Below are 24,516 nucleotides of genomic sequence, written 5' to 3'. Positions count from 1 at the left end.
ATGCCGGAACTCGAGCAAGCATTGGCGGAAGTCGCCGCCGAAATGGCCGAGCGTAGCGATCGCGGCAAGGTGGCGACCTACATCCCGCAACTGGGCAAGGTCGATCCGAAGAGATTCGGCATCGCCGCCGTGACCAATGATGGCCGGGTCATCCTTGCCGGTGATGCCGATCAGCCCTTCTCTATCCAGAGCGTCTCGAAGGTCTTCACCCTCACGCTGGCGCTGGGCAAGATCGGCGATGCGCTCTGGCAGCGAGTCGGCCGCGAGCCGTCCGGCAATCCGTTCAATTCGATCGTTCAGCTCGAGCATGAGAACGGCATCCCGCGCAATCCGTTCATCAATGCCGGCGCCATCGTCGTCTCCGACGTGCTGCTCGCCGGGCATCAGCCGCGCGAGGCGATCGGCGAGATCCTGCGCTTCATCCAGTTCCTCGCCGATGACGAGACGATCATCATCGATCGCGAAGTGGCGGCGTCCGAGCGGGCGACCGGCTACCGCAACTTCGCCTTAGCCAACTACATGAAATCCTTCGGCAATCTTCATCATGAGCCGGAGCTGGCACTGGGCGTTTATTTCCATCACTGCGCCATCGCCATGAGTTGCCGGCAGCTTGCCATGGCGGGCCGGTTCCTCGCCAATAGCGGAAGGAATCCGGCGACCGGGCATTCGGTCGTGTCGGCCGAGCGGGCACGCCGTATCGGCGCGCTGATGCTGACCTGCGGCCACTATGACGGTTCCGGCGATTTTGCCTTCCACGTCGGCATCCCCGGCAAAAGCGGTGTCGGCGGCGGCATTTTGGGCATCGTGCCCGGCGTGGCTTCGCTGGCGGTGTGGTCGCCCGGCCTCAACGAGAACGGCAACTCCAAGCTCGGCTCGATCGCGCTCGAGAAGCTCGCGCGGATGATGAACTGGTCGATCTTCGCGCCATAGGATGAATGAGGTGGGAGGAGGTGGCCCATGGAAGATCGAAATCGGTGGATATTGCATATTAAGGAGCTACGCTCCCGCCAAGGCGCAAGCATTCTTGAGGCCGAGCGCATCGCACTATCGGATCCTCATTGGCGACGTTGGGTAGAGCGCCAAATCAACACGGACGAACGCTGCCACAAGTTCGCCCGCAGTCACATGAAAGCCAACCGAGAAGCCGCTTTGATTTACAAAGACGGCGAGATGCTAAAATTGCGGTAGGTGAAGCGCCACACAGAGTGTTTCCAATTCGGCCACACCCATAGCAAAAATCCCGCGCCGGATGGCGCGGGATTTTGTTAGCTGCTTAGCTTAGAAGATTGAAAGGCCTAGAAAAAGCCCTTGCGCTGCCACCAGCCTGCACGCTTCGGCTTGTCCTCGGTCTTGGCCTCTTCGGACACGTTCGAGGACACGACGGGAACAACCGGCGCATCGATCGATTGCGGCTTGCGCCGCGTCGGATGCGGGTTGGCGGCAGACTCCGCCTCGGCCGCCGCGGGAGCGGCAGGTGCCGGCTCCGGCTCGACCGCCACGGGCGCGACCTGAGCTTCCGCCACCGGTTCGGACACCGTCTCCGCCACGGCCTCCTCGGCGGCCTTCTTGGCGCGCGAACGGCGGGGCTTCTTCGGCTTTTCGACCGCCTCGGCGTCGTTATTGGCGGCCGCGGGGGCAGCAGGCTGCGAAAGCGCGGCTGCCACCGCCGGCTCGCCTGCGGCGTCCTCATCTTCCGCCGCTTCCTCCTCGACGTCGCCGGCGGCGGCCTCTGAAGCCTCGTCGTCGCGGCGGTTGCGCTTGCCGCCGCGCTTGCCGCGCCGGCGCTTCTTGCCGGAAGCATCATCGGTAGCGGTTGCCTCGGCTTCGCCGCCAGCGGTCGCCTCCTGGGCCGCTTCTTCCGGCGCATCCGTGGCATCGTCGCTGGTTTCGCCAGCTTCCGCCGGCGCCGCCACGACATCCCCATTATGCTCGCGGTCGCGGTCCCTGCCGCCACGCCGCCGGCGGCGCTTGCGACGCTTGCGGTCGCGGCCTTCGCCGTCCTCTGACCGCTGCTGGTGCTGGCCCTGCTGCTGCGGCTGGCGCGGCTGTTCGGCCTGAACCGCAGCCTCTTCTTCCTCCTCGATGACGATCTCGTCCTCGGGCTCGTCCGGCTCGACATAGGCCGGCAGGCTGCGCACCTCGACGAAGCCTTCCGGCTTCTCGGCGATGGCGCCGCGGAAGATCGCGTAATGCTGGGTGCCGAGCGTCTCGTCAGCCTCGATCGTGATCGTCAGGCCGAAACGGGCTTCGAGTTCCACAAGGTTGGCGCGCTTGTGGTTCAGCACATAAAGCGCGGTCGCGGCCGGCGTGCGCACGATGATGTGGCTGCGCGAATCCTTGAGCAGGAATTCCTCGATCGCCCGCACCACCATCAGCGCCACGGAGGAATCGGAACGCACATGGCCGGTGCCGCCGCAATGCGGGCAGGGCTTCATGGTCGATTCCAGCACGCTGGCGCGGATGCGCTGACGCGACATTTCCATCAGGCCGAAATGCGAGATGCGGCCGACCTGGATGCGGGCGCGGTCGTTCTTGAGGTGATCCTTCAGCCGCTTCTCGACAGCGCGGTTGTTGCGATTCTCCTCCATGTCAATGAAGTCGATGACGATGAGGCCGGCAAGGTCGCGCAGTCTGAGCTGCCGCGCGACTTCCTCGGCCGCCTCCAGATTGGTGTGGAGCGCGGTCTCCTCGATCGAATGCTCCTTGGTGGAGCGGCCGGAGTTGACGTCGATCGAGACCAGCGCCTCGGTCTGGTTGATGATGATGTAGCCGCCGCTCTTCAGCGTCACCTGTGGCTGCAGCATGCGATCGAGCTGCGCCTCGATGCCGTTGCGCACGAAGATCGGCGTGGTGTCCCGGTAGGGCTGAACCACCTTGGCGTGGCTCGGCATCAGCATGCGCATGAAGTCCTTGGCCTCGCGGTAGCCGTCCTCGCCGGAGACCAGGATCTCGTCGATATCCTTGTTGTAGAGGTCGCGCACCGAGCGCTTGATCAGGCTGCCTTCCTCATAGACGAGGGCAGGGGCCGTGGATTGCAGCGTGAGGCTGCGGACGTTCTCCCACAGCCGCATCAGATATTCGTAGTCGCGCTTGATCTCGGCCTTGGTGCGGCTTTCGCCAGCGGTGCGCAGGATGACACCCATGCCCTGCGGCACGTCGAGGTCGGTCACGACCTCCTTCAGCCGCTTGCGGTCCTGCGCGTTGGTGATCTTGCGCGAGATGCCGCCGCCGCGCGCCGTGTTCGGCATCAGCACCGAATAGCGGCCGGCAAGCGAAAGATAGGTGGTGAGCGCGGCGCCCTTGTTGCCGCGTTCTTCCTTGACCACCTGCACCAGAAGGATCTGGCGGCGCTTGATGACTTCCTGAATCTTGTACTGGCGGCGGACCGGCTTGCGGCGGCTGCGGATTTCCTCGAGCGCATCCTCGGCGCCGACCGATTCGACCTCGTGCTCGTCCGAATGCGAGGCCGAGACGTCCTCCAGCATGCCGCGATCATTGTCGCTGGCGGCGTCGCCGGTCTGCTCGGGCTGATCCGCCTGCGGGACCGCCTCGGAAATCACATCGGCTTCGACGCTCGCGGCAATCGAGGTGGGGCCACCTTCGGACGGCTTGTCGCCCTCGTTGTCCGCTGCGTCGCCGCCGCCGGTCTCGGCGGCGGGCTCTTCAGCCGTTTCCTGGTCGGTTTCGACTTCGACGGCTTCGGCGACGATGGATGCATCCGATGCATCCGATGCGTCTTCTGGCGAGGCATCGGCAGTTACGCCGCCGGCTTCCTCGCTCCCGGCAGCCTCTGCCGCGGGCTCTTCGAGGGCTGCGGGCTCAGCCGGGCTTTCCTCGTTTTCCGAGGAAGCGTGTCTGTGCTCGCCGCGGTCACGGTTCTTGCCGCCGCGCCTGCGGTTGCGCCGGCCGCCGCGATCGCGCGCCTGCTGCTCTTCGCCGTTCTCCGCTTCCTCGTCGTCTTCGTCCTCGGCCTCCTGCGCTTCGGCGCGCAGTAGAGCCTGACGGTCGGCGACCGGAATCTGATAGTAGTCGGGATGGATTTCACTGAAGGCGAGGAAACCGTGACGGTTGCCGCCATACTCGACAAAGGCTGCCTGGAGGGAAGGTTCGACGCGGGTTACGCGGGCGAGGTAGATGTTTCCTTTGAGCTGCTTCTTGTCCTGGGATTCAAAGTCGAATTCTTCGATGCGGTTACCGCGAACGACGACAACGCGTGTTTCCTCCGGGTGGGAGGCGTCTATCAGCATCTTGTTGGGCATTATCTTGTTTCCTGCCGGCAGCCGACGGCCGCAGCTGGCGTGGCAATGCCCGCCGCTGTGCGCCTGTATCTGTGTGCATGCCGGATAATTGAATGTCCGCTAGCCGCCGCTTGAGCGCGATGGCGGTGCCGCCCGCAGCCAATATGGCGCGGTTTGATGCGGACCTTTCCATGATTGCGCTTGAAGCCATCGGCACCCAGCAGAACCTTTTGAACCAAAGCCCGGGCTGAGCCGGACCAGCTTGTTTGCTCACGAAGAGCCGGCGCGGGGCAAACCCGGCCGTTTTCCACACGCAAGCGATTCCCCCGCCACGGGAGCACGCCTGCGAAAATCGTCGCGACCACCTGAGCCTGGAAGGATAAAGGAGCCGCCTTTGCATCCGACCTTTGGCAGGAAACTGCTGAGGCGAGCGGTTCCAGGATTGCAGTGATCCAACGTCGCTTTTATGATTTGGCGGGATGGAAGGCAACCCCGATTTCGGATGCCGGCAAAAAGCGCTTCCGTTGGGGAAGGTGCCCTTCGTCTCACATCATGAAAGGCTTGGTTAACCTTCTCTGAATACCAATCGTTAATCGAATTGGCGGCCTTACGGGCACTCTGCGAGAAGACCGGGCGCAATGCGTCAAACCGGGAGCAACGGATAACAGATGGGACTGGCGGGCAGCGCGGACAAGAGGGGCGGGGCCGCGGCGCATGTCACGCGCCTGGCCTGGGCCGCCTTGATGCTGGCGCTGCTGCTTTGTTTCGCAGCCGCCGCGCGCGCCGACGGCCTGCTTGGCGCGACCGGCTACAAGATGGCCGGCGACGCCACCAAGATGCGCATCGTCGTTAATTTCGATCGCGAGCCGGACGTCAAATGGTTCTTGTTGCGCGGCCCCAATCGCCTGGTCGTCGACTTGCCGCGAACGCGATTCGCCCTGGAGGCCAAGGATGTGAAGCCGCGTGGCCTTGTGCGGGCCGTCCGTTACGGCGATCAGGGACATGGTTCGCGACTGATCCTCACCGGCAAGGGTCCTTTCGCCGTCGATAAGCTTGACGTGCTCAAGAATGACGACGGCACCGGCTATCGCATCGCCATCGACATATCGGCCGCCTCCGAACGGGAGTTCGACGAGGCGCTGGCCAACCAGTCGCTGACCACCGGTTCGACGGTCTCCACCGAGAAAGGCGAGCGGGTCGGCACCGGGCCGGTCTCGGCGCCCGGTCATCGCTTCACGGTGGTGATCGATCCAGGCCATGGTGGCGTCGATGGCGGCGCCGAAAGCTCGGCCGGTACGGTCGAGAAGGACGTCACGCTCGCTTTTGCCAAGGAATTGCGCGACAAGCTGGCCGCGGTCGGCAAATACGATGTCTTCATGACCCGCGATGACGACGTCTACCTGGCGCTTGACGAGCGTGTGCGCATCGCACGGCAGCACGAGGCGGATCTCCTGATCTCGATCCACGCCGATACGATTGCCGTCAAAGGTCTTCGCGGCGCCACGGTCTACACACTTTCGGACAAGGCCTCCGACCCGGAAGCCCAGGCGCTCGCCGATCGCGAGAACCTGTCCGACCAGTTCGCGGGGATGAAGATCGAGGACGACAACAAGGAAGTCACCGACATTCTTATCGACCTGATCCGCCGGGAAACGCACGGATTCTCGATGAGCTTCGCCCATACGCTGGTCGGCCAATTGTCGACCAGCGTTGGCCTCATCAACAATCCGCAACGCTCGGCCGGCTTCAAGGTGCTCAAGGCTCCGGACGTGCCGTCCGTACTTGTCGAGCTTGGCTACCTCTCCAACAGCAAGGACGAGGCGCAATTGCTCAGCGCCGACTGGCGCGGCAAGGCGGCGCAAAGCATAACCAACGCGGTCGCCCTGTTTGCCGCTGCCAAGGCCGGAACGGCGACGGGCGGTTGATCCGCCCACGCCCCCACAACCGCCCGAGGTCTGCAACCCCAAGCAGCCGTTGCATGACGACAACACCCGGCGTTATTATTCGGCGACCGAGTCCTCAAATCTCGCGCTGCCGTATTTTGTCCACATGGTCGCGACATGGGTCTTTTGATTGCGGATTGGGACCGCCCCGGGAAGCTTGCGCGACTGCCGGCTTCGTCTAGGAAACTCCCGAACCTCGGACTGGAGCGGGCATGATTCGTCTCATCGGCTATTTCTTTGGCATCGGCACGACGCTGGCGTTGCTGGTGGCGGCCGGCCTTGCCATCTATATCAGCCATGTCGCGAAGGACCTGCCCGACTATGAGGTTCTGGCCAAATACGAACCGCCGGTGACGACGCGCATTCATGCCTCCGACGGCTCGCTGATGGCGGAATATGCGCGCGAGCGGCGCCTCTATCTGCCGATCCAGGCCATCCCGGACCGCGTCAAGGCCGCCTTCATGTCGGCCGAGGATAAGAACTTCTACAACCACCCCGGCATTGACGTCACCGGCCTTGGCCGCGCCATCATCGTCAACCTGCAGAACCTCGGCTCGGGCCGGCGCCAGGTCGGCGCTTCGACCATCACGCAGCAGGTGGCGAAGAACTTCCTGCTCACCTCGGACCAGACCTACGAGCGCAAGATCAAGGAGATGATACTGGCCTTCCGCATTGAGCAGGCCTATTCCAAGGACCGCATCCTCGAACTCTATCTCAACGAAATCTTCTTCGGCTTCGGTGCTTATGGCGTCGCGGGTGCCGCGCTCACCTATTTCGACAAGTCGGTCAACGAGCTGACGGTCGCGGAAGCCGCCTATCTCGCCTCGCTGCCCAAGGGCCCGAACAATTATCACCCCTTCAAGCATGCTGACCGCGCGATCGAGCGCCGCAACTGGGTCATCGACCAGATGGTCGAGAATGGCTATGTCACCCGCGAGGAGGGCGCCAAGGCCAAGGCCGAGCCGCTTGGCGTGTCGCCGCGCCGCAACGGCTCCTATCTGTTTGCCGGCGAGTATTTCACCGAGGAAGTCCGCCGCCAGATCATCGCCCGCTACGGCGAGAACGCGCTCTATGAGGGCGGCTTGTCGGTGCGCACCACGCTCGACCCGAACATCCAGCTTATCGCCCGCAAGTCGCTGCAGAACGGCCTACTCAAATACGACATGCTGCGCGGCTACCGCGGTCCGGTCACGCATATCGACATTTCCGGCGACTGGGGCGTGCCGCTCGGCAATGTGAAAGGCCTCGAGGATGTGCCGGAATGGACGCTTGCCGTCGTGCTCGACAGTTCGGCGGACGGCCTGACCATCGGCATCCAGCCGACGCGGCAAGTCTCTGGCGAACTCGTCAAGGACCGCGTCCAGGGGACCGTCAGCAAGGACGACATGGGCTTTGCCATGCGCCACTTCGTCAACGGCAAGTCCGTGAGGGCGAAGTCTCCGGCGGAGGTTCTGGAGCCCGGCGACGTCGTCTTCGTGCAGAAGAATGACGGCTCCGACAACACCTATATGCTGCGCCAGGTGCCGGAGGTCGAAGGCGGTCTCGTCGCCATGGATCCGCACACCGGCCGCGTGCTCGCCATGGTCGGCGGATTCTCCTACGCGCAGTCCGAGTTCAACCGTGCCACCCAGGCAATGCGCCAGCCCGGCTCCTCGTTCAAGCCGATCGTCTATTCGGCCGCGCTCGACAATGGTTACACGCCGGCCTCGGTGATCATGGATGGCCCGATCACCATCCAGAGCGGCAACACCACCTGGACGCCGAAGAACTATGACGGCACGGTCGCTGGCCCGGCAACCTTGCGCTCCGGCATCGAGAAGTCGCGCAACCTGATGACGGTGCGGCTCGCCAACGACATGGGCATGAAGCTGGTCGTTGAATATGCCGAGCGCTTCGGCGTCTACGATCATCTGGCGCCCTATCTGCCGATGGCGCTGGGCTCCGGCGAGACGACCGTCATGCGCATGGTCTCGGCCTATTCGATCATGGCCAATGGCGGCAAATCGATCAAACCCTCGCTGATCGACCGCATCCAGGACCGCTACGGCAAGACGGTGTTCAAGCAGGATGAGCGCGGCTGCGAGGGCTGCAACGCCGCCGAATGGAAGAACCAGCCCGAGCCGGAGCTGGTCGACAATTCCGAGCAGGTGCTCGACCCGATGACGGCCTACCAGATCACCTCGATGATGGAAGGCGTGGTCCAGCGCGGCACCGGCGCCACCATCGGCGAGCTCGGCCGCCACATCGCCGGCAAGACCGGCACCACCAATGACGAAAAGGACGCCTGGTTCATCGGCTTCACGCCGAACCTCGTCGTCGGTCTCTACATGGGCTACGATACGCCGCGCGGCCTCGGCAAGGGCGCCACGGGCGGCGGTCTCGCCGCGCCGATCTTCAAGGATTTCATGCGTGTGGCGCTGGACGGCAAGCCGAACACCGACTTCCAGGTTCCGGACGGCATGAAGCTGATCGCCATCAACCGCAAGACCGGCATGCGCGCCGCCGAAGGCGATCCCAACACCATCGTCGAGGCGTTCAAGCCCGGCACCGGCCCGGCCGACAGCTACTGGGTGATCGGCATGGGCGCGGATGGCTCCAACGGCTCGGGTGGCGCGCTGTCGCCGCAGGCCAACCAGGCCATCCAGGACGGCGGCGGCGGCCTCTACTGATCTCCTGCATTCCGGAATGGGCCGGCGCGAAACCGCCGGCCCATTTCGCTTTACAGGCGGCGATGCCGTGCCTATGTATCGCGCCTATTCCGAAAAGACCGAAAAGAACAGGACCGAACGAAAAGCCATGCGCGCGGAAACGCTCAACATTGTCGACGAGATCAGGCAGGCGATAACCCTGCTGAGGAGGCATCTTTGACTGGGATCAGGCTGTAAAGCGGCTTGAGTACCTGAATTCGCGCGCCGAGGATTCCAGCCTCTGGAATGATCCGATCGAAGCGCAGAAGCTGATGCGGGAACGCCAGGAGCTCGAGGACGGCATCGCCGCCGTCAAGGGGCTGACCCAGGCTCTGGAAGACAATATCGGCCTGATCGAGCTCGGCGAGGAAGAGGGCGACGACGGCATAATCGCGGAAGCGGAGGCTGCGCTGCGCTCGATGCAGGGCGAGGCGAAGGCTCGGCAGGTCGAGACGCTGCTCTCCGGCGAAGCCGACGCCAACGACACCTATCTTGAAATCCATGCCGGCGCGGGCGGCACCGAAAGCCAGGACTGGGCCTCGATGCTTCTGCGCATGTACACGCGCTGGGCCGAGCGCCGCCGCTTCAAGGTCGAGGTGCTGGAAGTCCATGACGGCGAGGAGGCGGGCATCAAGTCGGCAACCGTGCTGATCAAGGGCCACAATGCCTATGGCTGGCTGAAGACGGAATCCGGCGTCCACCGCCTGGTGCGCATCTCGCCGTATGACAGCAATGCGCGGCGCCACACCTCCTTCGCCAGCGTCTGGGTTTATCCGGTTATCGACGACTCGATCGAGATCAATGTTTCCGAATCCGACGTGCGCATCGACACCTATCGTTCCTCGGGCTCGGGCGGCCAGCACGTCAACACCACCGACTCGGCGGTCCGCATTACCCATCTCGCGACCGGCATAGCGGTTGCCTGCCAGGCCGAGCGCTCGCAACACAAGAACCGCGCCAAGGCCTGGGAAATGCTGCGCTCGCGCCTCTACGAGGAAGAGCTGAAGAAGCGCGAGGCGGTCGCCAACGCCACGGAGGCGTCGAAGAGCGACATCGGCTGGGGCCACCAGATCCGCTCTTACGTGCTGCAGCCCTATCAGCTCGTGAAGGATCTGCGCACGGGCGTCGAAAGCACCTCGCCTTCGAGCGTGCTCGACGGCGACCTCGACGAGTTCATGGAAGCTTCGCTCTCGCATCGCATCGAGGGCGGTGCGGGCGAAGCGGTGGCGGACCTCGACTAGGATTGCCGGCGCTGGACGACGGAGGAAGCCGGTGACGCGCAAACTTACCGGAAGATGCTTCTGCGGCGCCGTTCACTATGAAGTGGCGGACGAATTCGTCTATGCCGCGAACTGTCACTGCTCCAACTGCCGGCGCACGACGGGGGCGGCGTTCAAGCCCTTCGCCGGCATCGAGCGTGGCAAGTTCCGTCTCACCGCGGGCGACGACAGGCTGTTGATTTTCGGCGACGAGAGCAGCCATGACGCGCATTGCGGCCGCTGCGGCTCGCTCGTCTATTCATTGGTCCGCGAAGGTGCCTATGTCCATGTCGCTATGGGGACGCTGATGGACGATCCAGGCATTCGCCCGAGCGCACATATCTTCGTCGGTTCAAAGGCGCCGTGGTTCACGATTACAGACGATCTGCCGCAATATCGTGAACACGCCGACGGCTGAAGGCCGGAACTTCCTTTGGAGGAACTTCGTTCTTAGGCACCCTGGGCGCAGGCCGTTGTCTGGTTCTTGCCAGCCAGGTCTGCGCATCCTTTCCGTCGCCGAAGCTTGAAACCGGCGCGTCGCCATGGCGCGCCCACTTCTTGCGCTGGCTATGGAATCAGCTCAGCATTCGAGCTGTGGGATAGAAGCATTTATGGCCGGACGCGGCATAAACTGCGACCGACGATCCGGCCACTGGGAAGACACGTTCCGGGAACGGGCAAGCTGAAACGCTTGATGCTCGAAAGGAACGTTTCGATGTCTGCTGCCACATCAAGATCGGCCCAAGCCGCTCGACCGGCTGGCCGACTGTTGTTCTCCCTCTTCGCTGTTGGAGCTGTCTCGGTGCTGACGCCGCCGGCCATCGCGCACGACGCCCAGCCGACGGCGGCTGTGCCGCAAGGCTGGAAATATCCCTTTGCCTGCTGTGCCAACTTCGATTGCAAGGAAGTGCCGCAGTCATCGATCAGCGAGCGGCCCGAAGGCTATGTCATAAAAGGCACGGGCGAGGTGGTGGCCTACAGCGACAAGCGGATCAAGAATTCGCCCGACGGCGAATACCACTGGTGCGCGCATCAGGCCGGGCTCGACGCCGGCAAGACCATCTGCCTGTTCGTCCCGCCGCCTTCTTACTAGGCGGCCAAGGTGCTGCGGAAGATGGCCAAGCGCAGGCCTGACCCCTAGCGGCAGAACATCGCCATCCCTGCCGACAGACAGTTGTCAGGACGGCTCCTTTATGTTGCCTTGCCGCAGCGGGCGCGGCGGACAATGGAGAGGTGAGTTCATGACCATCAAAGGCAGCTGCCACTGCAAGGCGACAACCTTCGAGGTTGCCGAGGCGCCGCAGACGGTGACGCAATGCACATGCTCGTTCTGCTCGAAGCGCGGGTCGCTGTGGGCCTACTATGTCCCGTCGCAATTCAAGCTCACGAGCCCGCCTGAGAACGTCTCCTTCTATCGCTGGGGCTCGAAGACCGTGAAGCATGGTTTCTGCGCCATATGCGGTTGCGGCACCTTCACCGAGACCCCTGACTGGTCGACCGGAAAGCCGGATTTCGACAACCCGAAGATTAGCGTCAATTCGCGCCTGTTCGACGATTTCGACTTGGATAAGGTCGAGGTGGTGGTCATCGACGGCAAGAATTTGTGGTAGAGGCGAAGCGGGAACGGCCCGAGGGTTTTGCGGCTGCATTCCCGTTCCGTTTTTCGCCGCATTTCATGCTACAAGGCTGCGGAAGGGCTGATTTGGCGTGGCCGCAAGGGCCGCGAACTGGAGAGGGACCAATCTCATGAAGAAGACCGTGCTCGTCGTCGTGGCGACGGCTGTGCTGGTGAGCGCCTGCACCACCACCGATCCGTATACCGGCGACCAGAAGATTTCCAACACGGCGGCCGGCGCCGGCCTTGGCGCGCTGGCAGGCGCCAGCCTTGGTCTGCTCGCCGGCGGCAATGACCGCCGCAATGCGTTGATCGGCGCCGGCATCGGCGCGCTGGCCGGCGGCGCGATCGGCGCGACCATGGACCAGAACGAGGCCGAGCTTCGCCGTCAGTTGCAGGGCACCGGCGTCAGCGTCACCCGCAGCGGCGACCAGATCATCCTCAACATGCCGTCCGACATCACCTTCAACGTCGACCAGGACGCGGTGAAGCCGGGCTTTTATCCGGTGCTGAATTCCGTCGCGCTGGTGCTGAAGAAGTTCCGCCAGACCACGGTGGACGTGTTCGGCCACACCGATTCGACCGGCAGCGACGAGCATAATTTCGACCTGTCGCAGCGCCGGGCGCTCGCCGTCGCCAATTACCTGGCCGGCCAGGGCGTCGATCAGCGCCGCTTCGCCGTCACCGGCTTCGGCAAGACGCGCCCGATCGCGTCCAATGCGACGGCCGCCGGCCGCGAACAGAACCGGCGCGTCGAAATCCAGCTGTCGCCGCTCACCTGAGAAACCGCGCCCAACTGCGCAGCGCCATCGAAGCAAAACGGTCCCGTAAGGGGCCGTTTTTTGTTGGCGTGTCCAAGGATGGTCAAAGGTCGTAGGACATTAGCTTGTTCTAATTGATACTTTTCAAATCCAGGGAAAGGACTACCATTCCGCTGTTCCAGAGGGGATGGGGCGGTCAAACCGGCCGCGCAATAGCATCTGCCGCCCCGGTCTTGCACGGCCAGATCAAGGGAATCTGGGAGGAATGCATGACAAGAACAACTCGCCTCGGGCGCTGCGGCGTCCTCGTTTTGACTGGCCTTTTGGGCGCATGGCTCGGAGCCGCCACGGCCCGGGCAGAGGATGCCAACAAGGCCGATATCGAAGCCCTGAAGAAATCGCTGGCCAAATATGAAGATTACACCGCCGCCATCCGCGACCTCTATCTGTCGACCGAAGGCTGCGTCTACTATGGCGGCGAGAAGATTGACGGCGCCATGTATTATCCTAAGGGCGCCATGGGCATCCATTTCGTCAATGTCCCGAGCATCGGCAAGCCGCTCGACCCGATGAAGCCCAACGTCCTGATCTACGAGCCCACGAAGAAGGGTTTGAAGTTGGTCGCCGTGGAATGGCTGGTTCCATTGACGCCGGACGTGAAGGCGGTTCCGACACTGTTCGGCCAGAAGTTCATGGGACCGATGGAAGGGCACTACCCGCTCATCCCGCGGGAGTTCGTCCACTACGACCTCCATGCCTGGCTGTTCAGGGACAATCCGAACGGCATGTTCACCCCGACCAACCCGAAGGTGAAATGCACCAAGGCCGAGTTCCCGATGCTGGAGAAGCCGACCAAGATGATGCCTGGCCCGATGTAGGGCAGGGCGAGCAAGCAGCTTGAAAAGAAACGGCCCCGTTTTGGGGCCGTTTTGATTTCTGCTTTATTGGCGGGAAGCTTTAGACCTTGGCGACAATCCGCATGAAGGCCGGCACGTCGTCGCCGAAACCGATAGTCGCGTCGTCTTCCTCGCGATGGCGCCCGGGGCGGTCGCGTTGCGGGCGGGCATCGCCGCGTTGCTCGTGACGGTTGCCCGAACCCTTGCGTTCGTTCTCGGAACGGATCGCATCCTTACGGGCGCGGCGTTCGGCGATGTCGGCCACTTCGGCGACGGGCTGCTCTTCGCGCACGGTCTCGGGCGTCTCGTCGCGCTTGGCGTGGCGGTCCTTCCGGCGCTCGCCGCGATCCTTGCGGTCGTCGTCATTGCGGCCGGCGCGACGCGGCGCGCCGCGGCCGCGGCGCGGCTGCTCCTCGCCTTCGCTTTCGGTCACGGTCGACAAGTCGCCGTCATGCCATTCGATCTTGGTGCCGATCAGCCTCTCGATCGCGTCGACATATTTGGTGTCGGAGCGGGTGGCGATAGTGAAGGACTTGCCGGCGCGCCCGGCGCGGCCGGTGCGGCCGATGCGGTGGACATAGTCCTCGGCATGGATCGGCACGTCGTAGTTGAAGACATGGCTGACATCGGGAATGTCGAGGCCGCGCGCGGCGACGTCCGAGGCAACGAGATAGCGCAGCTTGCCGTCGCGGAAATTGTTGAGCATCTGCATACGCGCCCGCTGGTCCATATCGCCATGCAGCGCGCCTGCGTCGAAATCATGCTTCAACAGCGAGCGGAACAGCTCCGACACCTCGACCTTGCGGTTGCAGAAGATGATGGCGTTCTTCAGGTCGGCGTCTTCGGCCTTGATCAGATTGCGCAGCGTCTCGCGCTTCTCCCAAGGCTTGTTGCCGGACTTCACCAGCCGCTGCGTGATGCTGGTCGCGGTGGAGGCGGCCTTGGAGACCTCGACGCGCACCGGCGCGTGCAGGAACTTCTCGGTCAGCTTGGTGATCTCCGGCGGCATCGTCGCCGAGAAGAACAGCGTCTGGCGCGTGAACGGGATCATCTCGCAAATGCGCTCGATGTCGGGAATGAAGCCCATGTCGAGCATGCGGTCGGCCTCGTCGATGACGAGGATCTCGACGCCGTTGAGCAGAAGCTTGCCGCGCTCGCGATGGTCGAGCAGGCGGCCAGGTGTCGCGATCAGCACATCGGCGCCGCGCTCGAGCTTCTTGTCCTGCTCGTCGAAGGAGACGCCGCCGATCAGAAGCGCGATGTTGAGCTTGTGGTTCTTGCCGTATTTGATGAAGTTCTCCTCGACCTGCGCGGCGAGCTCACGGGTGGGTTCGAGGATCAGCGTGCGTGGCATGCGCGCGCGGGCGCGACCCTTTTCCAATCGCGTCAGCATCGGCAGCACGAAGGAAGCTGTCTTGCCGGTGCCGGTCTGGGCGATGCCCAGCACATCCTTGCCGAGCAGCGCATGCGGGATGGCGCCGGCCTGGATCGGAGTCGGCTTGGTGTAGCCGGCATCTGAGACTGCGGAGAGGACCTTGGGCGAAAGGCCAAGGTCTGAAAATGTCAACGCTTCTTGAACGGTCTGGGTGTCTGAGGACAAGTGTTTGTTGTCTTTGGCTGGTTCGGGAAATCGCAACGCGTGTTGCGGCAGGCGCCGCGCGCCTGCAAGATCGCGGTTGCAGTTAGGCGCAAGTCCGCGATTTGTCAACACAAACAGCCGGAAATCCCGGCGATTGTGAAGACGTAACCTTAATCGCGATGCTTAATCGAACAGGTATCGTTGCGCCGGCTCAGTAGCGGAACTGCTCGGCAAGGATGCGTTCGTTCCAGGAATGGTTCGGATCGAACAGCAAAGTCGCCGTCTCCGTCGGCGATTCCCGCACGGTGACGGAAGCCACGGCCTTGACCTCGGTGTGGTCCGCGGCGGCATTCACAGGACGCTTTTCGGCTTCGAGAATGTCGAAGCGCACCGTCGCCTTGTTGGACAGCAGCGCCCCGCGCCAGCGGCGCGGCCGGAAAGGGCTGACCGGCGTCAATGCGAGGAGCGGCGCATCGAGCGGCAGGATCGGCCCGTGCGCCGACAGATTGTAGGCCGTCGAGCCGGCGGGGGTGGCGATCATGACGCCGTCGCAGTTCAACTCCTCCAACCGCACCTGGCCGTCGACAGTGATGCGGATCTTCGCGGTCTGGTAGGACTGGCGCCACAGCGCCACTTCGTTGATGGCCGGCGCCGATACGGATTCGCCGTCATGCGTCACGGCGACCATTTCCAGCGGCCGGATCATCTCGGCAACGGCGTTGGCGATGCGCTCCTCGAGACCGCCGGCGCGATATTCATTCATCAGGAAGCCGATGGTGCCACGGTTCATGCCGTAGACCTTCTTGCCCGTGCTCATCGTCTCGCGCAGCGTCTGCAGTAAAAAACCGTCGCCGCCGAGCGCGATGATGATCTCGGCCTCAGCGACAGGCACGTGCCCATAGCGCGCCGACAGGCTTTCCCGCGCGGCGAGGGCGTCGTCGGTGTCGGAAGAGACGAAGGCGAAACGACTGGCGGCTTTGCTCATGGCTCCCGGAGGGCGACCGTCTGCGGGGCCGCGCCGGCGACGGCGTAGCATGCGCCGCCCATATCTGTGAAGGGCGGCGTGCCGGCTGGCGGGTCACACCCGCAGTCGCGCTTCGTGACAGGCGCGACATGAATGTGATGGCCGCAATGGTTAAGAGGAGGCTTAAACACTCGTAAAGCCGGATCGATCATGTTAGCCGACAGTGGATGGGTTGGCGGGGGCTGGCCAGTCGAGAGACCTGTCTATTGCCGGTAACGCGTCTGATCATAGTCTTCCTGATGATGGGAAGTTTCGCGCTTATGTTCGCCGAACTCGTGCGTCATTCGGAAGAGACGAGCCAGCGGCCGCAGCCGACAGCTTCCCGTTGCGGCGATGCCACGGGTACACCTTGCCCGCAACGGGCGCTGTAGGCTTTCGCTTTTTCCGTTCGCTCAACCGCCCTGCAGGTGGCAGCCCGCCTTGCGCTTGCCGGCGACATAGTCGTCGATGAGTTGCCGGTAGCGCACCTTGCCGAAGCTTGGGAAATGGCCGCCATGCACGACCGACACGTCCAGGTTGCGCATGGCGAGCAGCGTCCCGACATAATCCTCGATGTCTGAGTGGTAGACGTCGTCAATCAGCGGCCCGTCATAGACGATGTCGCCGGACAAAAGGATACCGGTCTTCTTCTCGTAAAGTGCGATGCCGCCCGGCGAGTGACCCGGCGTGTGGATGACCTCGAAGCCGCGGTTGCCGAGATCGACGATGTCGCCGTGTTCGAGCAGCCGGCCGGCTGGCGCGGGCGGGATGCGATAGCGCGCCGTATCCCAGCCTTCCGGCGCGCCGTCGAACATCTCCTCATTGGCGTAGCGGTCGGCGACCGTCCATTCGTTGCGCGGATCGGCGAGGATTGACGCCTCGGCCGAATGCACGCAGCGGTCCGGGAACTCGTGATGGCAGCCGATATGGTCGAAATGCGTGTGGCTGGCGACGCAGGTGAGCTTGCGCTCGCTGACAAGCGGCACATGGCTTCTCAGGCTGAAATGGCCAAGGCCGGTGTCGAACAACAGGTCGCGGTCGCGCCCCCGCACATGCCAGATGTTGCAGCGGAAGAACGGCTTGATCCATGGCTCATGGATGAGCGTGATGTCGTCGCCCATGCGGATGGTTTCGTACCAGTCTGGAGCCTCGATGACCGGAAGCGTGCCCATGGATCAGTCCGCCAGCAGGATGATGTCTTGAGCGTTGCACGAAATCGCTATCGTGTCGCCTGCCTGAACGGTGGCGGAAGCGGAAGCCTTGGCGATGAACTGCGGTGCCGGATCCAGCGTCGACGTGGCCAGCACGCGCTTGAAGCTGCCCTGGAAGACGACATCGCCAACCTTGCCGTCGCCGAGCGCGACATCGCCTTTCGCTTTGCCGAGAACCAGGTGCTCGGGCCGGATGGCGAGCGCGACCGTGGCGCCGGCAGTCGATGCGCCGGGCAGCGAGACCGGCCCGACCGCCGTCGAGACGGTGACGATCCCGTTCTCCGCTTCGGTCACGGTGCCGGCAAGAATGGTGCTTTCGCCCATGAAGGTCGCCGAGAAGCGTGTCTTCGGCCGCGCATAGACGCGCTCGGGCGGGCCTTCGTCCTCGATGCGGCCGTCATTCATCACCACGCAATGATCGGCCAGCGCCATCGCTTCTTCCTGGTCATGCGTGACATGGACGAAGGCGGTGCCGACGCGCTTCTGGATCGCTTTCAGCTCGTCCTGCATCTGCCGCCGCAGCTTGAGATCCAGCGCGCCGAGCGGCTCGTCGAGCAAAAGCACCGCCGGTTCGATGACCAGCGCACGGGCCAGCGCCACGCGCTGGCGCTGGCCGCCCGAGAGCTGATGCGGCTTCTTGTCGAAGGCGGCCGCCAGCCCGACGAGGGCAAGCGCATCGCGCGCCTTCGCCGCCCGGGTCGCGCCGTCGACACCCTGCATGCGCAAGCCGAAACCGACATTGCCGCCGACGCTCATATGCGGAAACAGCGCATAATCCTGGAACACGGTGGTCGTCGGGCGCTTGGCCGGCGGCACGGCGGTGCAGTCCGCGCCGCGGATGAACACCTTGCCTTCGCTGGGCGTGACGAAGCCGCCAAGGATCGACAGCAGCGTCGTCTTGCCGGAACCCGACGGCCCAAGCAGGATCGTGTAGCTGCCGGGCTCGATCGCCAGCGAGACATTCTTCAGCACCGGCAAGTGGCCGAAGCGGTGCGAGACGTTGCGGATGTCGACCAGGGGCGCGCTCATGCCGGCTTTCTCCGCAACAGCGTCAGTTCGAAAAACACCACCAGCACGATGGAGACGGCAAAGACCAGTGAGCCGACGGCATTGGTCTTGGGATTGAGGCCGGAACGCAGGAGGTTCCAGATCTCCACCGGCAGCGTCGTCTCGAAGCGGGTGAGCAGGAACGAGATGACGAACTCGTCCCAGGAGAACGTCATCGACAGGAAGAAGCCGGCGAAGATCGCCGGCGCCATCACCGGCACGGTGATCAGGAGCAGCACCTTCCATTCGGCGGCGCCGAGGTCGCGCGCGGCGCGCTCGATGTTGATCTGGTGGTCGCCCATCTGGCTGTAGATGATGGCGAAGCAGAGCGGCAGGTTGATCACGACATGGCCGATGCCGGCCGCAAGCAGCGATTTCGGCACGCCGGCCCAGTTGAACAGCACCAGCAGGCCCATGCCGATGATGAGGTAGCTGACGGTGAGCGGCAGCGTGATCAGCCCGCGCAGGATGGCCGAGCCCGGCAGGACGAAGCGCGCGAAACCCCAGGCTGACAGAAATCCGAGCGTGGCCGATGCGAGCGAGGAGAGCACCGCCACCAGCAGCGAATTGACCAGCGCGGAGGTCAGCCGCGCATCGGAAAGCACCGCCTGGTACCAGCGCAGCGATGGGCCGGTGAAAGGCGGTATAGGGAAGGAGGTGGCCTGCAGCGAGAAGAGCACCAGCACGACCACCGGCAGGAAGATGAAGCCGTAAACGGCTATGGCATAGAGCCAGGCGGCGAGGCGGACGGCGGCGCGCATCGTCAGGCCCGCTCGATCTTCAGCCAGCGCGCGCAGGCGAGATAGGCGATGGTGACGATGGCCATCAGGATGATCGAAAGCGCCGAAGCCAGCGGGAAATCGCCTCGGCGGCCGATCTGCATCATGACGAGCTGCGGCATGACCAGCTCGTTGTTGCCGCCAAGGATCTGCGGCGTGATGTAGTCGCCGATGCAGAGCACGAAGGTGAGGAAGGCGCCGACCATGATGCCGGGCAGGGTCAGCGGCAGCACGACATGCAGGAAGGTGCGCACCGGCCCGGCGCCGAGATCGGCGGCGGCCTTGCGGTAGCTCGGGCTGAGCTGCTTCAGGTTGGCGAAGATCGTCAGCGTCAAAAGCATGACGAAGAAATGCACGAAGCCGGTGACGGTGGCGAAACGCGTGTTGGCGAGCTGCAGCGGCTCGGCGATGAGGCCGATGCCGGTGAGCGCCCGGTTGATGACCCCATTCTGCGCCAGCACCAGCAGCCAGGAATAGGAGCGCACGACATAGGACGTCCAGAACGGCAGCACGGCCAGCATCAGCGCCAGCCGCTGCCAGCGTTCCGGAACCATTTCTGCGAGGATCCAGGCGAAGGGATAGGCGAGCAGGATCGAGATCACGGTGACGGTTCCCGTCACCTTCAGCGAGTTCACCATCGCCCGCCAATAGGACGGATCGGTGAAGAACTGGCTGTAATTGGCCAAGGTGAAGCCGCCGCCTTCATGGGCGGTGAGGCTGGAAAACCCCATGGCGATAAAGGGCAGCACGAAGAACAAAAGCGTCCATGCCAGCGCCGGCGTGACCAGCGCCCAGGGCAGGGCACGCGAGTTGCTTCCAGAAACACTCATCGGCCGATTTACTGGGCCTGCAGCATCTCGGTCCACATGTCCTGCATCTTCTTGTCGAGATCGGCGTTCGGCGCCGGATAGGCCTGGGCGCGGGCGAGGAAGCCGGGCTGCTCGTCGAAGCGCAGGATCTTCTTCTGCTCGTCGGTCAGCGCCGCGGTCTTGTTCGCCGGCATGCCCCAGTAGCAGGAGGAGGTGGCAAGCCGTGCCTGGCCCTCAGGGCTCATGATGTACTGGATGAATTTCAGCGCCATGTCCTTGTTCTTGGAATCCTTGAACATGGCGAGCGACTGCGACCAGAGCACAGCACCTTCTTTCGGGATCGAGAAGTCGAGCGCCGGGTTCTCCTTGGCAAGGCCGGCCGTGACCCATTCGCCGCCGCCGACCAGAACGTCCACCTCGCCGGTGGCCAATGCGGTCTGGCTGGCGGTGACCTCGCCGACCAGCTTGGCATTGGCCTTCATCTTGAGCAGTTCCGCCTTCAGCGCTGGCAGATCGGCCTCGGTGAGGTCGGCGGTCTTCTTGCCGATCGCCAAAGCCGCCATGCCGATCACCGGCAGATAGTAATCGTAGATCGCGACCTTGCCCTTGTATTTGTCGCTGGTGAGCGAGGCCAGCGACTGCATGTCGGCCGGATCGACCTTGGTCTTGTTGAAGCCGATCGTGTTGTAGCCGAATTTTTCGGTGATGCCGTAGCGCTTGCCGTCGACGATGGTCGACTTGTCCATCTTCACTTGCGGGAAGAGGTCGGCGAAAGGCAATTTGTCCTCGGGCAGCGGCTCGAACAGGCCCTTCTCGACGCCGCGCGGCACGTCGATGGAATCGATCACCATCACGTCCCAGTCGCCGGGTTGCGACTGGTCGACGATGGCCAGCCCCGCGCCGGTGCCCTCGAATTCCTTGACGTTGACCTTGACGTCGTTGGCCTTCTCGAAAGGCTCGAGCAGCGCCGGATCGGAATGGTCGCACCAGATCAGCGCATTGAGATCGGCAGCCTCAGCGCCGCCGGTCGCGAGCAGCAGCGCCGCGGCCGCGCAGGCGGCGGAAAGGTGCGACTTCAGCATGGAAAGCGGATTCTTGGCATTGACGGTCATCGAGTGTTCTCCCTGCCTTGCTGGCTTGTTGGAAGAAAAGTTGAACCAATTCTAAAATTGAGTCAATTATGATTTTGTGGCAGAGAGGCCGATTATGAGCGGATTGCGCGAACGGCAGAAGGCGGACCGGCACCGCCGCATCATCGATGCGGCCACCGCGCTGTTTCGCGAGGCCGGCTATGAAGGCGCCAAGATCGAGGCGATCGCCGCGCAAGCCGAGGTCTCGATCGGCACCATCTACAATTACTACCAGAACAAGGGCGACATCCTCGGCGCCATCGTGTCGATGGAGGTCAACGAGGTGCTGAATGCCGGGCGAGGCGTGGTCGCCAGCCCGCCCGCCAATGTCGGCGATGCGCTCGACACGCTGATCGGCATCTATATCGAGCACTCGCTGAACTATCTCAGCAAGGAGATGTGGCGCCAGGCAATGGCGATCTCCACGCAACTGCCCGACAGCCCGTTTGGCCAGGCCTATACCGCGCTGGACCGGGAACTGACCTGGCAGATCAGCGCCTTGATCGCCCGCCTGCAGCAGATCGGCCTTGTGCGCCCGGACATCGACGGGCTGGCAGTGGGCGAGCTGATCTTCAACAACATGAACATGATGTTCATCGAGTTCGTGAAGCGCGACGAGGCGAAGATATCGGAGCTGAGGGCGGCCATACGAAGGCAGAACAGGGTGCTGGTGGCGGCTATTGGGGTGTGAGGGTGTCACAAACAGCAACGCTATTCCTCACTGACGTGCCCCTCCGCGCAGGGAGCCATTCCTTTCACGCATTAGGAGCTTTCGTCGATTGAGGCATGGCGGTTTGCGGGCGGAGAACCGGTCGAGCATTGCGACTTTCACCCATCGGGTATGCCGAGAGCAAGAAGGTCGTTCCGAAGGCCCTCAAGGATTTTTGGGTCACGATATGGGTCTGAGAGAATGGCGCTGACGGTTAGGCCGGGTTTGGCGGCCAAGCATTGCCTGACTGCATCGGCAGCGAGAGCGACGTCGCCCTCCCGCAAATGGCAAACTGCAAGAAACGCGTATGACCAAAATGAATAGGAGTTGAGATTGCGGTAGGACTTTATTGCCTCCGAATGCCGCCCGAGAACCAAAAGAATCTGCCCACGCACGTCCCAGAACCAATCGTAAGTCAGCGGATCACGGGCAACACATGCGTCAAGATCGGACAACCCTTCCGCGTGCTGACCGATATAGCTGCGGCATAAACCGCGGATTGCTCGTATCCAGACGTCATTGGGGTTGAGGCTCACGCCCTGTTCCAGGTGGGCAAGAGCCTCGTCGAGCTGCCCCAGGAACATGAGCGGGTGAGCCACCGCCTTGTGGCACCACGCCTGTTGCGGTCCGAGTTTGAGGGCGCGGCGACCATGAGCCAAAGCCGTCTCGAGTAGTTCTCGATTGTGCGGATTCGCCTCGAGCAGCCATCTTGTCGAAAGTACGATCGCCATCATGGCATGGATCGACGCGACGTTCGGGTCCAGTTCGATCGCCCTGACGAGGTAAGGCTCCGCTTCCAGGATAGTGTCATAGCGAACGAAGCGAACGCGGGCCTGCAGGTAAAGTTCATAGGCATCAAGTTGAGTAATAGGAACACGCCGTATTTTCCCTACGCTTGAAATCCGGATCGTTCCCGCAACGATCGTGGCCACGCTTCTGGCGATCTCGTCCTGAAGATCGAAAATGTCGACGAGTTCCCGATCAAATCGATCTGCCCATATTTGATTGCCGGACCGTACATCTATGAGTTGAGACGAAATCCGCACCCGGTTGCCGGCACGGCGGACGCTTCCCTGAACAAGGTAGTCGGCAGACAACTGCTTCGCGACGGTGGAGGTGTCGGCAACTCTGCCCTTGAAGGTGAAGGATGAATTGCGGGCAATGACGTGAAGTTCACCAAATCTGCCCAGTTCGGTGATGATATCCTCTGTAATTCCGTCGCTGAAATAGTCCTGATCGGAATCGCCGCTCATGTTCTCGAAGGGAAGAACCGCTATCACCGGGCTGTGGCTAGATGGACCCTTGCCAGATCGCGTGACCGACGTCTCGTCCAGCACACGGCGCAATTGCTGAAGTTGGTCGCCGGGATCCACGTTCAACTCGCGCTTTAGCAGCAGCTTGCATGCCTCGTACTGCTTGATGGCAAGAGCCGTCTGGCCCATGGAGACATGGGCCAGAACCAAGGCAATGTGTGACTGTTCGCGTAGGGGTTCGAGGCCCACCAGCCGCTCAGCCACCGCGACACGCTCGCTACCGCTCACCGATGCTGACAGGGACTCGAGCACGCGAATGGCACGGGCCAACAAGTCGGCGCGGACGTCGCGCAGCCAGTCTTCGAAGACGTCGTCCGTCGAACTCAGGCCGTCAAGGAAAGGCCCGGCATAGAGATCCGCCGCTTGCCGGAGCCCAGCGGCATCGCGGCTTGCGGAGGCGGCGATGAACTCCGTCACGTCGACCGATATGCGTCTTGGACTGAGCGCGACACGATCTCCGATCAGAACGAGAGTATCGGCATCCAGATCCGCAAAATCCCTGCGCATGGAAGCCAGGGCCTGCCGCAGGCTATTTCGGGCCTGCTCCTCGCCTCGATCCCCCCATAAGAGCCCGGCGAGCTTCTGGCGGGTCGCCTCATGGTTCGGCGCCAAGGCGAGGACGCCCAGAAGCGCTCGATTCTTCCTGGCGGGCACCTCTAGCCTCGTTCCCTCCCGAGACGTCAGGCGAAACCCGCCCAGCAGATCGAGCCGCGCCAAGCTCATCGCGATTTGCTCTGAATTTCGATTTCTTGCGCGATTTTCACGCGGCTTTTCACAGCCACCTCACGCCCTTTGTTCCACGTTGCCCTTCGATGACTAAACAACATCTGAGGGGAAACTCCAATGTCCGTCGCACCGAAGGTTTTGAAAACGGCAAACAAGGTTCGGACAGCCGATTGCGCGAGACTTCCGGGAACCGATTTCCGTCGATTTTTCTGCAAGCTGCCATTGGCTTACGCCAGCGCCATCTGGGCGGCCTACAGCGTTGCGATTGGTTTCAGCTCAAACACCTGTCGCCTCGGCGAGGACGTTGGCGAGCATTGATCCTGGACAGGCGACAGAAGAGAAATACGCGCAATATCTGGTGCCCCGGCAGGGATCGAACCCGCGACCTTCGGTTTACAAAACCGCTGCTCTACCAGCTGAGCTACAAGGGCATGGGCGCTCCGGTAGCACATTTCGTGCGCCAGTAAAGACAAAACTCCGTTTTGGCTTGCTAATGGATGGCGCGGTTTGGCCGGCATGCTGAAAAGCGACGGGCCGCTTCCTACATTCCGTTCAGGTGCAATCGCATCGAACGGGGTGTCGCATGATCAGATTAGTCATCATCCTGCCGCTCATCGTCGTGACCTGGCTTCTCCTGGTGAAGCTCATCAGCGATCTGAAGAAAGCCAATATCGACTGGACCGGTGTCGCTACCTTCGTCGGCTTCATCGTGCTCGCCTTCTGGCTGAGGCATGTCACGGGGATGGGATGAGGTGAGCGAATAGCGAATAGAGGACCTCCGTTCTGGTCGCTATTCGCTATTCCCTACGCG

Annotated in this window: 24 protein-coding genes and 1 tRNA gene; 15 read left to right on the top strand and 10 right to left on the bottom strand. The window is 62.9% G+C overall.

The window, feature by feature from the left end:
• Both EJ069_RS09590 and EJ069_RS09585 read left to right on the top strand, forming a co-directional pair.
• Positions 1-930: a glutaminase gene (locus EJ069_RS09590; protein ID WP_189341672.1), complete on the top strand. Its 930-nt coding sequence runs from the start codon at positions 1-3 to the stop codon at positions 928-930.
• A gap of 27 nt (positions 931-957) precedes the next feature.
• Positions 958-1,188: a hypothetical protein gene (locus EJ069_RS09585; protein ID WP_126061068.1), complete on the top strand. Its 231-nt coding sequence runs from the start codon at positions 958-960 to the stop codon at positions 1,186-1,188.
• A gap of 107 nt (positions 1,189-1,295) precedes the next feature.
• On the opposite strand, the gene EJ069_RS09580 is transcribed toward EJ069_RS09585, so the two are convergent.
• Positions 1,296-4,259, bottom strand: coding sequence for a ribonuclease E/G (locus tag EJ069_RS09580; RefSeq protein WP_126061067.1), 2,964 nt, complete (start codon positions 4,257-4,259; stop codon positions 1,296-1,298).
• 92 nt (positions 4,260-4,351) lie between these two features.
• Here EJ069_RS09580 and EJ069_RS32685 point away from each other — a divergent pair, with 92 nt between their 5' ends.
• The 10 genes from EJ069_RS32685 (at position 4,352) to EJ069_RS09540 (ending at position 13,381) form a co-directional block, all read left to right on the top strand.
• Positions 4,352-4,489, top strand: coding sequence for a hypothetical protein (locus EJ069_RS32685; protein WP_189341632.1), 138 nt, complete (start codon positions 4,352-4,354; stop codon positions 4,487-4,489).
• 417 nt (positions 4,490-4,906) lie between these two features.
• A complete protein-coding gene (locus tag EJ069_RS09575; RefSeq protein ID WP_126061066.1) occupies positions 4,907-6,163 on the top strand; it encodes an N-acetylmuramoyl-L-alanine amidase in 1,257 nt (418 codons plus the stop codon).
• 230 nt (positions 6,164-6,393) lie between these two features.
• Complete coding sequence (locus tag EJ069_RS09570; RefSeq protein WP_126061065.1) at positions 6,394-8,850, top strand: penicillin-binding protein 1A; 2,457 nt, start codon at positions 6,394-6,396, stop codon at positions 8,848-8,850.
• A gap of 16 nt (positions 8,851-8,866) precedes the next feature.
• Entirely contained in the window at positions 8,867-9,049 is a 183-nt protein-coding gene (locus tag EJ069_RS32680) for a hypothetical protein (protein ID WP_189476591.1), read from the top strand.
• Positions 8,978-10,109 (top strand): peptide chain release factor 2 gene (gene prfB, locus EJ069_RS09565; protein ID WP_108702967.1). Its coding sequence is split into 2 segments (ribosomal slippage): positions 8,978-9,043 and positions 9,045-10,109, totalling 1,131 coding nucleotides; the frame shifts between segments, so codons are not numbered across the junction. Before EJ069_RS32680 ends, prfB begins: the two co-directional genes overlap by 72 nt.
• A gap of 31 nt (positions 10,110-10,140) precedes the next feature.
• Positions 10,141-10,545 (top strand): GFA family protein, encoded by a 405-nt coding sequence (locus tag EJ069_RS09560; protein ID WP_126061064.1) that lies wholly within the window; start codon positions 10,141-10,143, stop codon positions 10,543-10,545.
• 297 nt (positions 10,546-10,842) lie between these two features.
• On the top strand, positions 10,843-11,220 hold the full coding sequence (locus EJ069_RS09555) for a hypothetical protein (protein WP_126064673.1): 378 nt from the start codon (positions 10,843-10,845) through the stop codon (positions 11,218-11,220).
• Between the two features lie 148 nt (positions 11,221-11,368).
• Complete coding sequence (locus tag EJ069_RS09550) at positions 11,369-11,737, top strand: GFA family protein (protein ID WP_071036034.1); 369 nt, start codon at positions 11,369-11,371, stop codon at positions 11,735-11,737.
• Between the two features lie 136 nt (positions 11,738-11,873).
• Complete coding sequence (locus EJ069_RS09545) at positions 11,874-12,524, top strand: OmpA family protein (RefSeq protein ID WP_126061063.1); 651 nt, start codon at positions 11,874-11,876, stop codon at positions 12,522-12,524.
• Between the two features lie 248 nt (positions 12,525-12,772).
• A complete protein-coding gene (locus tag EJ069_RS09540; protein ID WP_126061062.1) occupies positions 12,773-13,381 on the top strand; it encodes a hypothetical protein in 609 nt (202 codons plus the stop codon).
• Positions 13,382-13,460: 79 nt separating this feature from the next.
• On the opposite strand, the gene EJ069_RS09535 is transcribed toward EJ069_RS09540, so the two are convergent.
• The 7 genes from EJ069_RS09535 to EJ069_RS09500 form a co-directional block, all read right to left on the bottom strand.
• Complete coding sequence (locus EJ069_RS09535; protein ID WP_189476250.1) at positions 13,461-14,999, bottom strand: DEAD/DEAH box helicase; 1,539 nt, start codon at positions 14,997-14,999, stop codon at positions 13,461-13,463.
• A gap of 190 nt (positions 15,000-15,189) precedes the next feature.
• Positions 15,190-15,963 carry an NAD kinase gene (locus EJ069_RS09530; protein ID WP_126061060.1) on the bottom strand — a complete coding sequence of 258 codons (774 nt, stop codon included), beginning with the start codon at positions 15,961-15,963 and terminating at the stop codon, positions 15,190-15,192.
• Between the two features lie 431 nt (positions 15,964-16,394).
• Positions 16,395-17,153 carry an MBL fold metallo-hydrolase gene (locus EJ069_RS09520; RefSeq protein ID WP_126061058.1) on the bottom strand — a complete coding sequence of 253 codons (759 nt, stop codon included), beginning with the start codon at positions 17,151-17,153 and terminating at the stop codon, positions 16,395-16,397.
• Positions 17,154-17,156: 3 nt separating this feature from the next.
• A complete protein-coding gene (locus EJ069_RS09515) occupies positions 17,157-18,221 on the bottom strand; it encodes an ABC transporter ATP-binding protein (protein WP_126061057.1) in 1,065 nt (354 codons plus the stop codon).
• Positions 18,218-19,000, bottom strand: a complete 783-nt coding sequence (locus tag EJ069_RS09510) for an ABC transporter permease (RefSeq protein ID WP_126061056.1) — start codon at positions 18,998-19,000, stop codon at positions 18,218-18,220. Before EJ069_RS09510 ends, EJ069_RS09515 begins: the two co-directional genes overlap by 4 nt.
• A 2-nt stretch (positions 19,001-19,002) precedes the next feature.
• Positions 19,003-19,848, bottom strand: a complete 846-nt coding sequence (locus tag EJ069_RS09505; protein WP_126061055.1) for an ABC transporter permease — start codon at positions 19,846-19,848, stop codon at positions 19,003-19,005.
• Positions 19,849-19,856: 8 nt separating this feature from the next.
• Positions 19,857-20,939, bottom strand: coding sequence for a spermidine/putrescine ABC transporter substrate-binding protein (locus EJ069_RS09500; RefSeq protein WP_126061054.1), 1,083 nt, complete (start codon positions 20,937-20,939; stop codon positions 19,857-19,859).
• Between the two features lie 94 nt (positions 20,940-21,033).
• Here EJ069_RS09500 and EJ069_RS09495 point away from each other — a divergent pair, with 94 nt between their 5' ends.
• A complete protein-coding gene (locus EJ069_RS09495; protein ID WP_126061053.1) occupies positions 21,034-21,648 on the top strand; it encodes a TetR/AcrR family transcriptional regulator in 615 nt (204 codons plus the stop codon).
• A 137-nt stretch (positions 21,649-21,785) separates the two neighbouring features.
• Here EJ069_RS09495 and EJ069_RS09490 read toward each other — a convergent pair whose 3' ends face one another.
• Positions 21,786-23,702, bottom strand: coding sequence for a BTAD domain-containing putative transcriptional regulator (locus EJ069_RS09490; protein ID WP_126061052.1), 1,917 nt, complete (start codon positions 23,700-23,702; stop codon positions 21,786-21,788).
• Between the two features lie 120 nt (positions 23,703-23,822).
• Here EJ069_RS09490 and EJ069_RS09485 point away from each other — a divergent pair, with 120 nt between their 5' ends.
• Positions 23,823-24,023: a hypothetical protein gene (locus EJ069_RS09485; RefSeq protein WP_126061051.1), complete on the top strand. Its 201-nt coding sequence runs from the start codon at positions 23,823-23,825 to the stop codon at positions 24,021-24,023.
• Positions 24,024-24,061: 38 nt separating this feature from the next.
• Here EJ069_RS09485 and EJ069_RS09480 read toward each other — a convergent pair.
• Positions 24,062-24,136, bottom strand: a tRNA-Thr gene (locus tag EJ069_RS09480).
• A gap of 152 nt (positions 24,137-24,288) precedes the next feature.
• Here EJ069_RS09480 and EJ069_RS09475 point away from each other — a divergent pair.
• On the top strand, positions 24,289-24,456 hold the full coding sequence (locus EJ069_RS09475; protein ID WP_126061050.1) for a hypothetical protein: 168 nt from the start codon (positions 24,289-24,291) through the stop codon (positions 24,454-24,456).
• The last annotated feature ends 60 nt before the right edge of the window (positions 24,457-24,516 follow it).

This window comes from Mesorhizobium sp. M2A.F.Ca.ET.043.05.1.1 (assembly GCF_003952445.1).
Lineage (GTDB): Bacteria > Pseudomonadota > Alphaproteobacteria > Rhizobiales > Rhizobiaceae > Mesorhizobium.
The sequence above is the reverse complement of the archived record's forward strand: the minus strand, read 5'-3'. Positions and strand labels throughout refer to the sequence as shown.

What these genes read in the sequence shown, in the direction of transcription:
- EJ069_RS09540 (WP_126061062.1), top strand. Translation starts at nt 12,773, where the DNA reads ATGACAAGAACAACTCGCCTCGGGCGCTGCGGCGTCCTCGTTTTGACT.
- EJ069_RS09520 (WP_126061058.1), bottom strand. Translation starts at nt 17,153, where the DNA reads ATGGGCACGCTTCCGGTCATCGAGGCTCCAGACTGGTACGAAACCATC.
- EJ069_RS09510 (WP_126061056.1), bottom strand. Translation starts at nt 19,000, where the DNA reads ATGCGCGCCGCCGTCCGCCTCGCCGCCTGGCTCTATGCCATAGCCGTT.
- EJ069_RS09545 (WP_126061063.1), top strand. Translation starts at nt 11,874, where the DNA reads ATGAAGAAGACCGTGCTCGTCGTCGTGGCGACGGCTGTGCTGGTGAGC.
- EJ069_RS09580 (WP_126061067.1), bottom strand. Translation starts at nt 4,259, where the DNA reads ATGCCCAACAAGATGCTGATAGACGCCTCCCACCCGGAGGAAACACGC.
- EJ069_RS09475 (WP_126061050.1), top strand. Translation starts at nt 24,289, where the DNA reads ATGATCAGATTAGTCATCATCCTGCCGCTCATCGTCGTGACCTGGCTT.
- EJ069_RS09485 (WP_126061051.1), top strand. Translation starts at nt 23,823, where the DNA reads ATGTCCGTCGCACCGAAGGTTTTGAAAACGGCAAACAAGGTTCGGACA.
- EJ069_RS09575 (WP_126061066.1), top strand. Translation starts at nt 4,907, where the DNA reads ATGGGACTGGCGGGCAGCGCGGACAAGAGGGGCGGGGCCGCGGCGCAT.
- EJ069_RS32680 (WP_189476591.1), top strand. Translation starts at nt 8,867, where the DNA reads ATGGGCCGGCGCGAAACCGCCGGCCCATTTCGCTTTACAGGCGGCGAT.
- EJ069_RS32685 (WP_189341632.1), top strand. Translation starts at nt 4,352, where the DNA reads ATGTCCGCTAGCCGCCGCTTGAGCGCGATGGCGGTGCCGCCCGCAGCC.
- EJ069_RS09590 (WP_189341672.1), top strand. Translation starts at nt 1, where the DNA reads ATGCCGGAACTCGAGCAAGCATTGGCGGAAGTCGCCGCCGAAATGGCC.
- EJ069_RS09530 (WP_126061060.1), bottom strand. Translation starts at nt 15,963, where the DNA reads ATGAGCAAAGCCGCCAGTCGTTTCGCCTTCGTCTCTTCCGACACCGAC.
- EJ069_RS09490 (WP_126061052.1), bottom strand. Translation starts at nt 23,702, where the DNA reads ATGAGCTTGGCGCGGCTCGATCTGCTGGGCGGGTTTCGCCTGACGTCT.
- EJ069_RS09570 (WP_126061065.1), top strand. Translation starts at nt 6,394, where the DNA reads ATGATTCGTCTCATCGGCTATTTCTTTGGCATCGGCACGACGCTGGCG.
- EJ069_RS09495 (WP_126061053.1), top strand. Translation starts at nt 21,034, where the DNA reads ATGAGCGGATTGCGCGAACGGCAGAAGGCGGACCGGCACCGCCGCATC.
- EJ069_RS09555 (WP_126064673.1), top strand. Translation starts at nt 10,843, where the DNA reads ATGTCTGCTGCCACATCAAGATCGGCCCAAGCCGCTCGACCGGCTGGC.
- EJ069_RS09500 (WP_126061054.1), bottom strand. Translation starts at nt 20,939, where the DNA reads ATGACCGTCAATGCCAAGAATCCGCTTTCCATGCTGAAGTCGCACCTT.
- EJ069_RS09550 (WP_071036034.1), top strand. Translation starts at nt 11,369, where the DNA reads ATGACCATCAAAGGCAGCTGCCACTGCAAGGCGACAACCTTCGAGGTT.
- EJ069_RS09515 (WP_126061057.1), bottom strand. Translation starts at nt 18,221, where the DNA reads ATGAGCGCGCCCCTGGTCGACATCCGCAACGTCTCGCACCGCTTCGGC.
- EJ069_RS09505 (WP_126061055.1), bottom strand. Translation starts at nt 19,848, where the DNA reads ATGAGTGTTTCTGGAAGCAACTCGCGTGCCCTGCCCTGGGCGCTGGTC.
- EJ069_RS09585 (WP_126061068.1), top strand. Translation starts at nt 958, where the DNA reads ATGGAAGATCGAAATCGGTGGATATTGCATATTAAGGAGCTACGCTCC.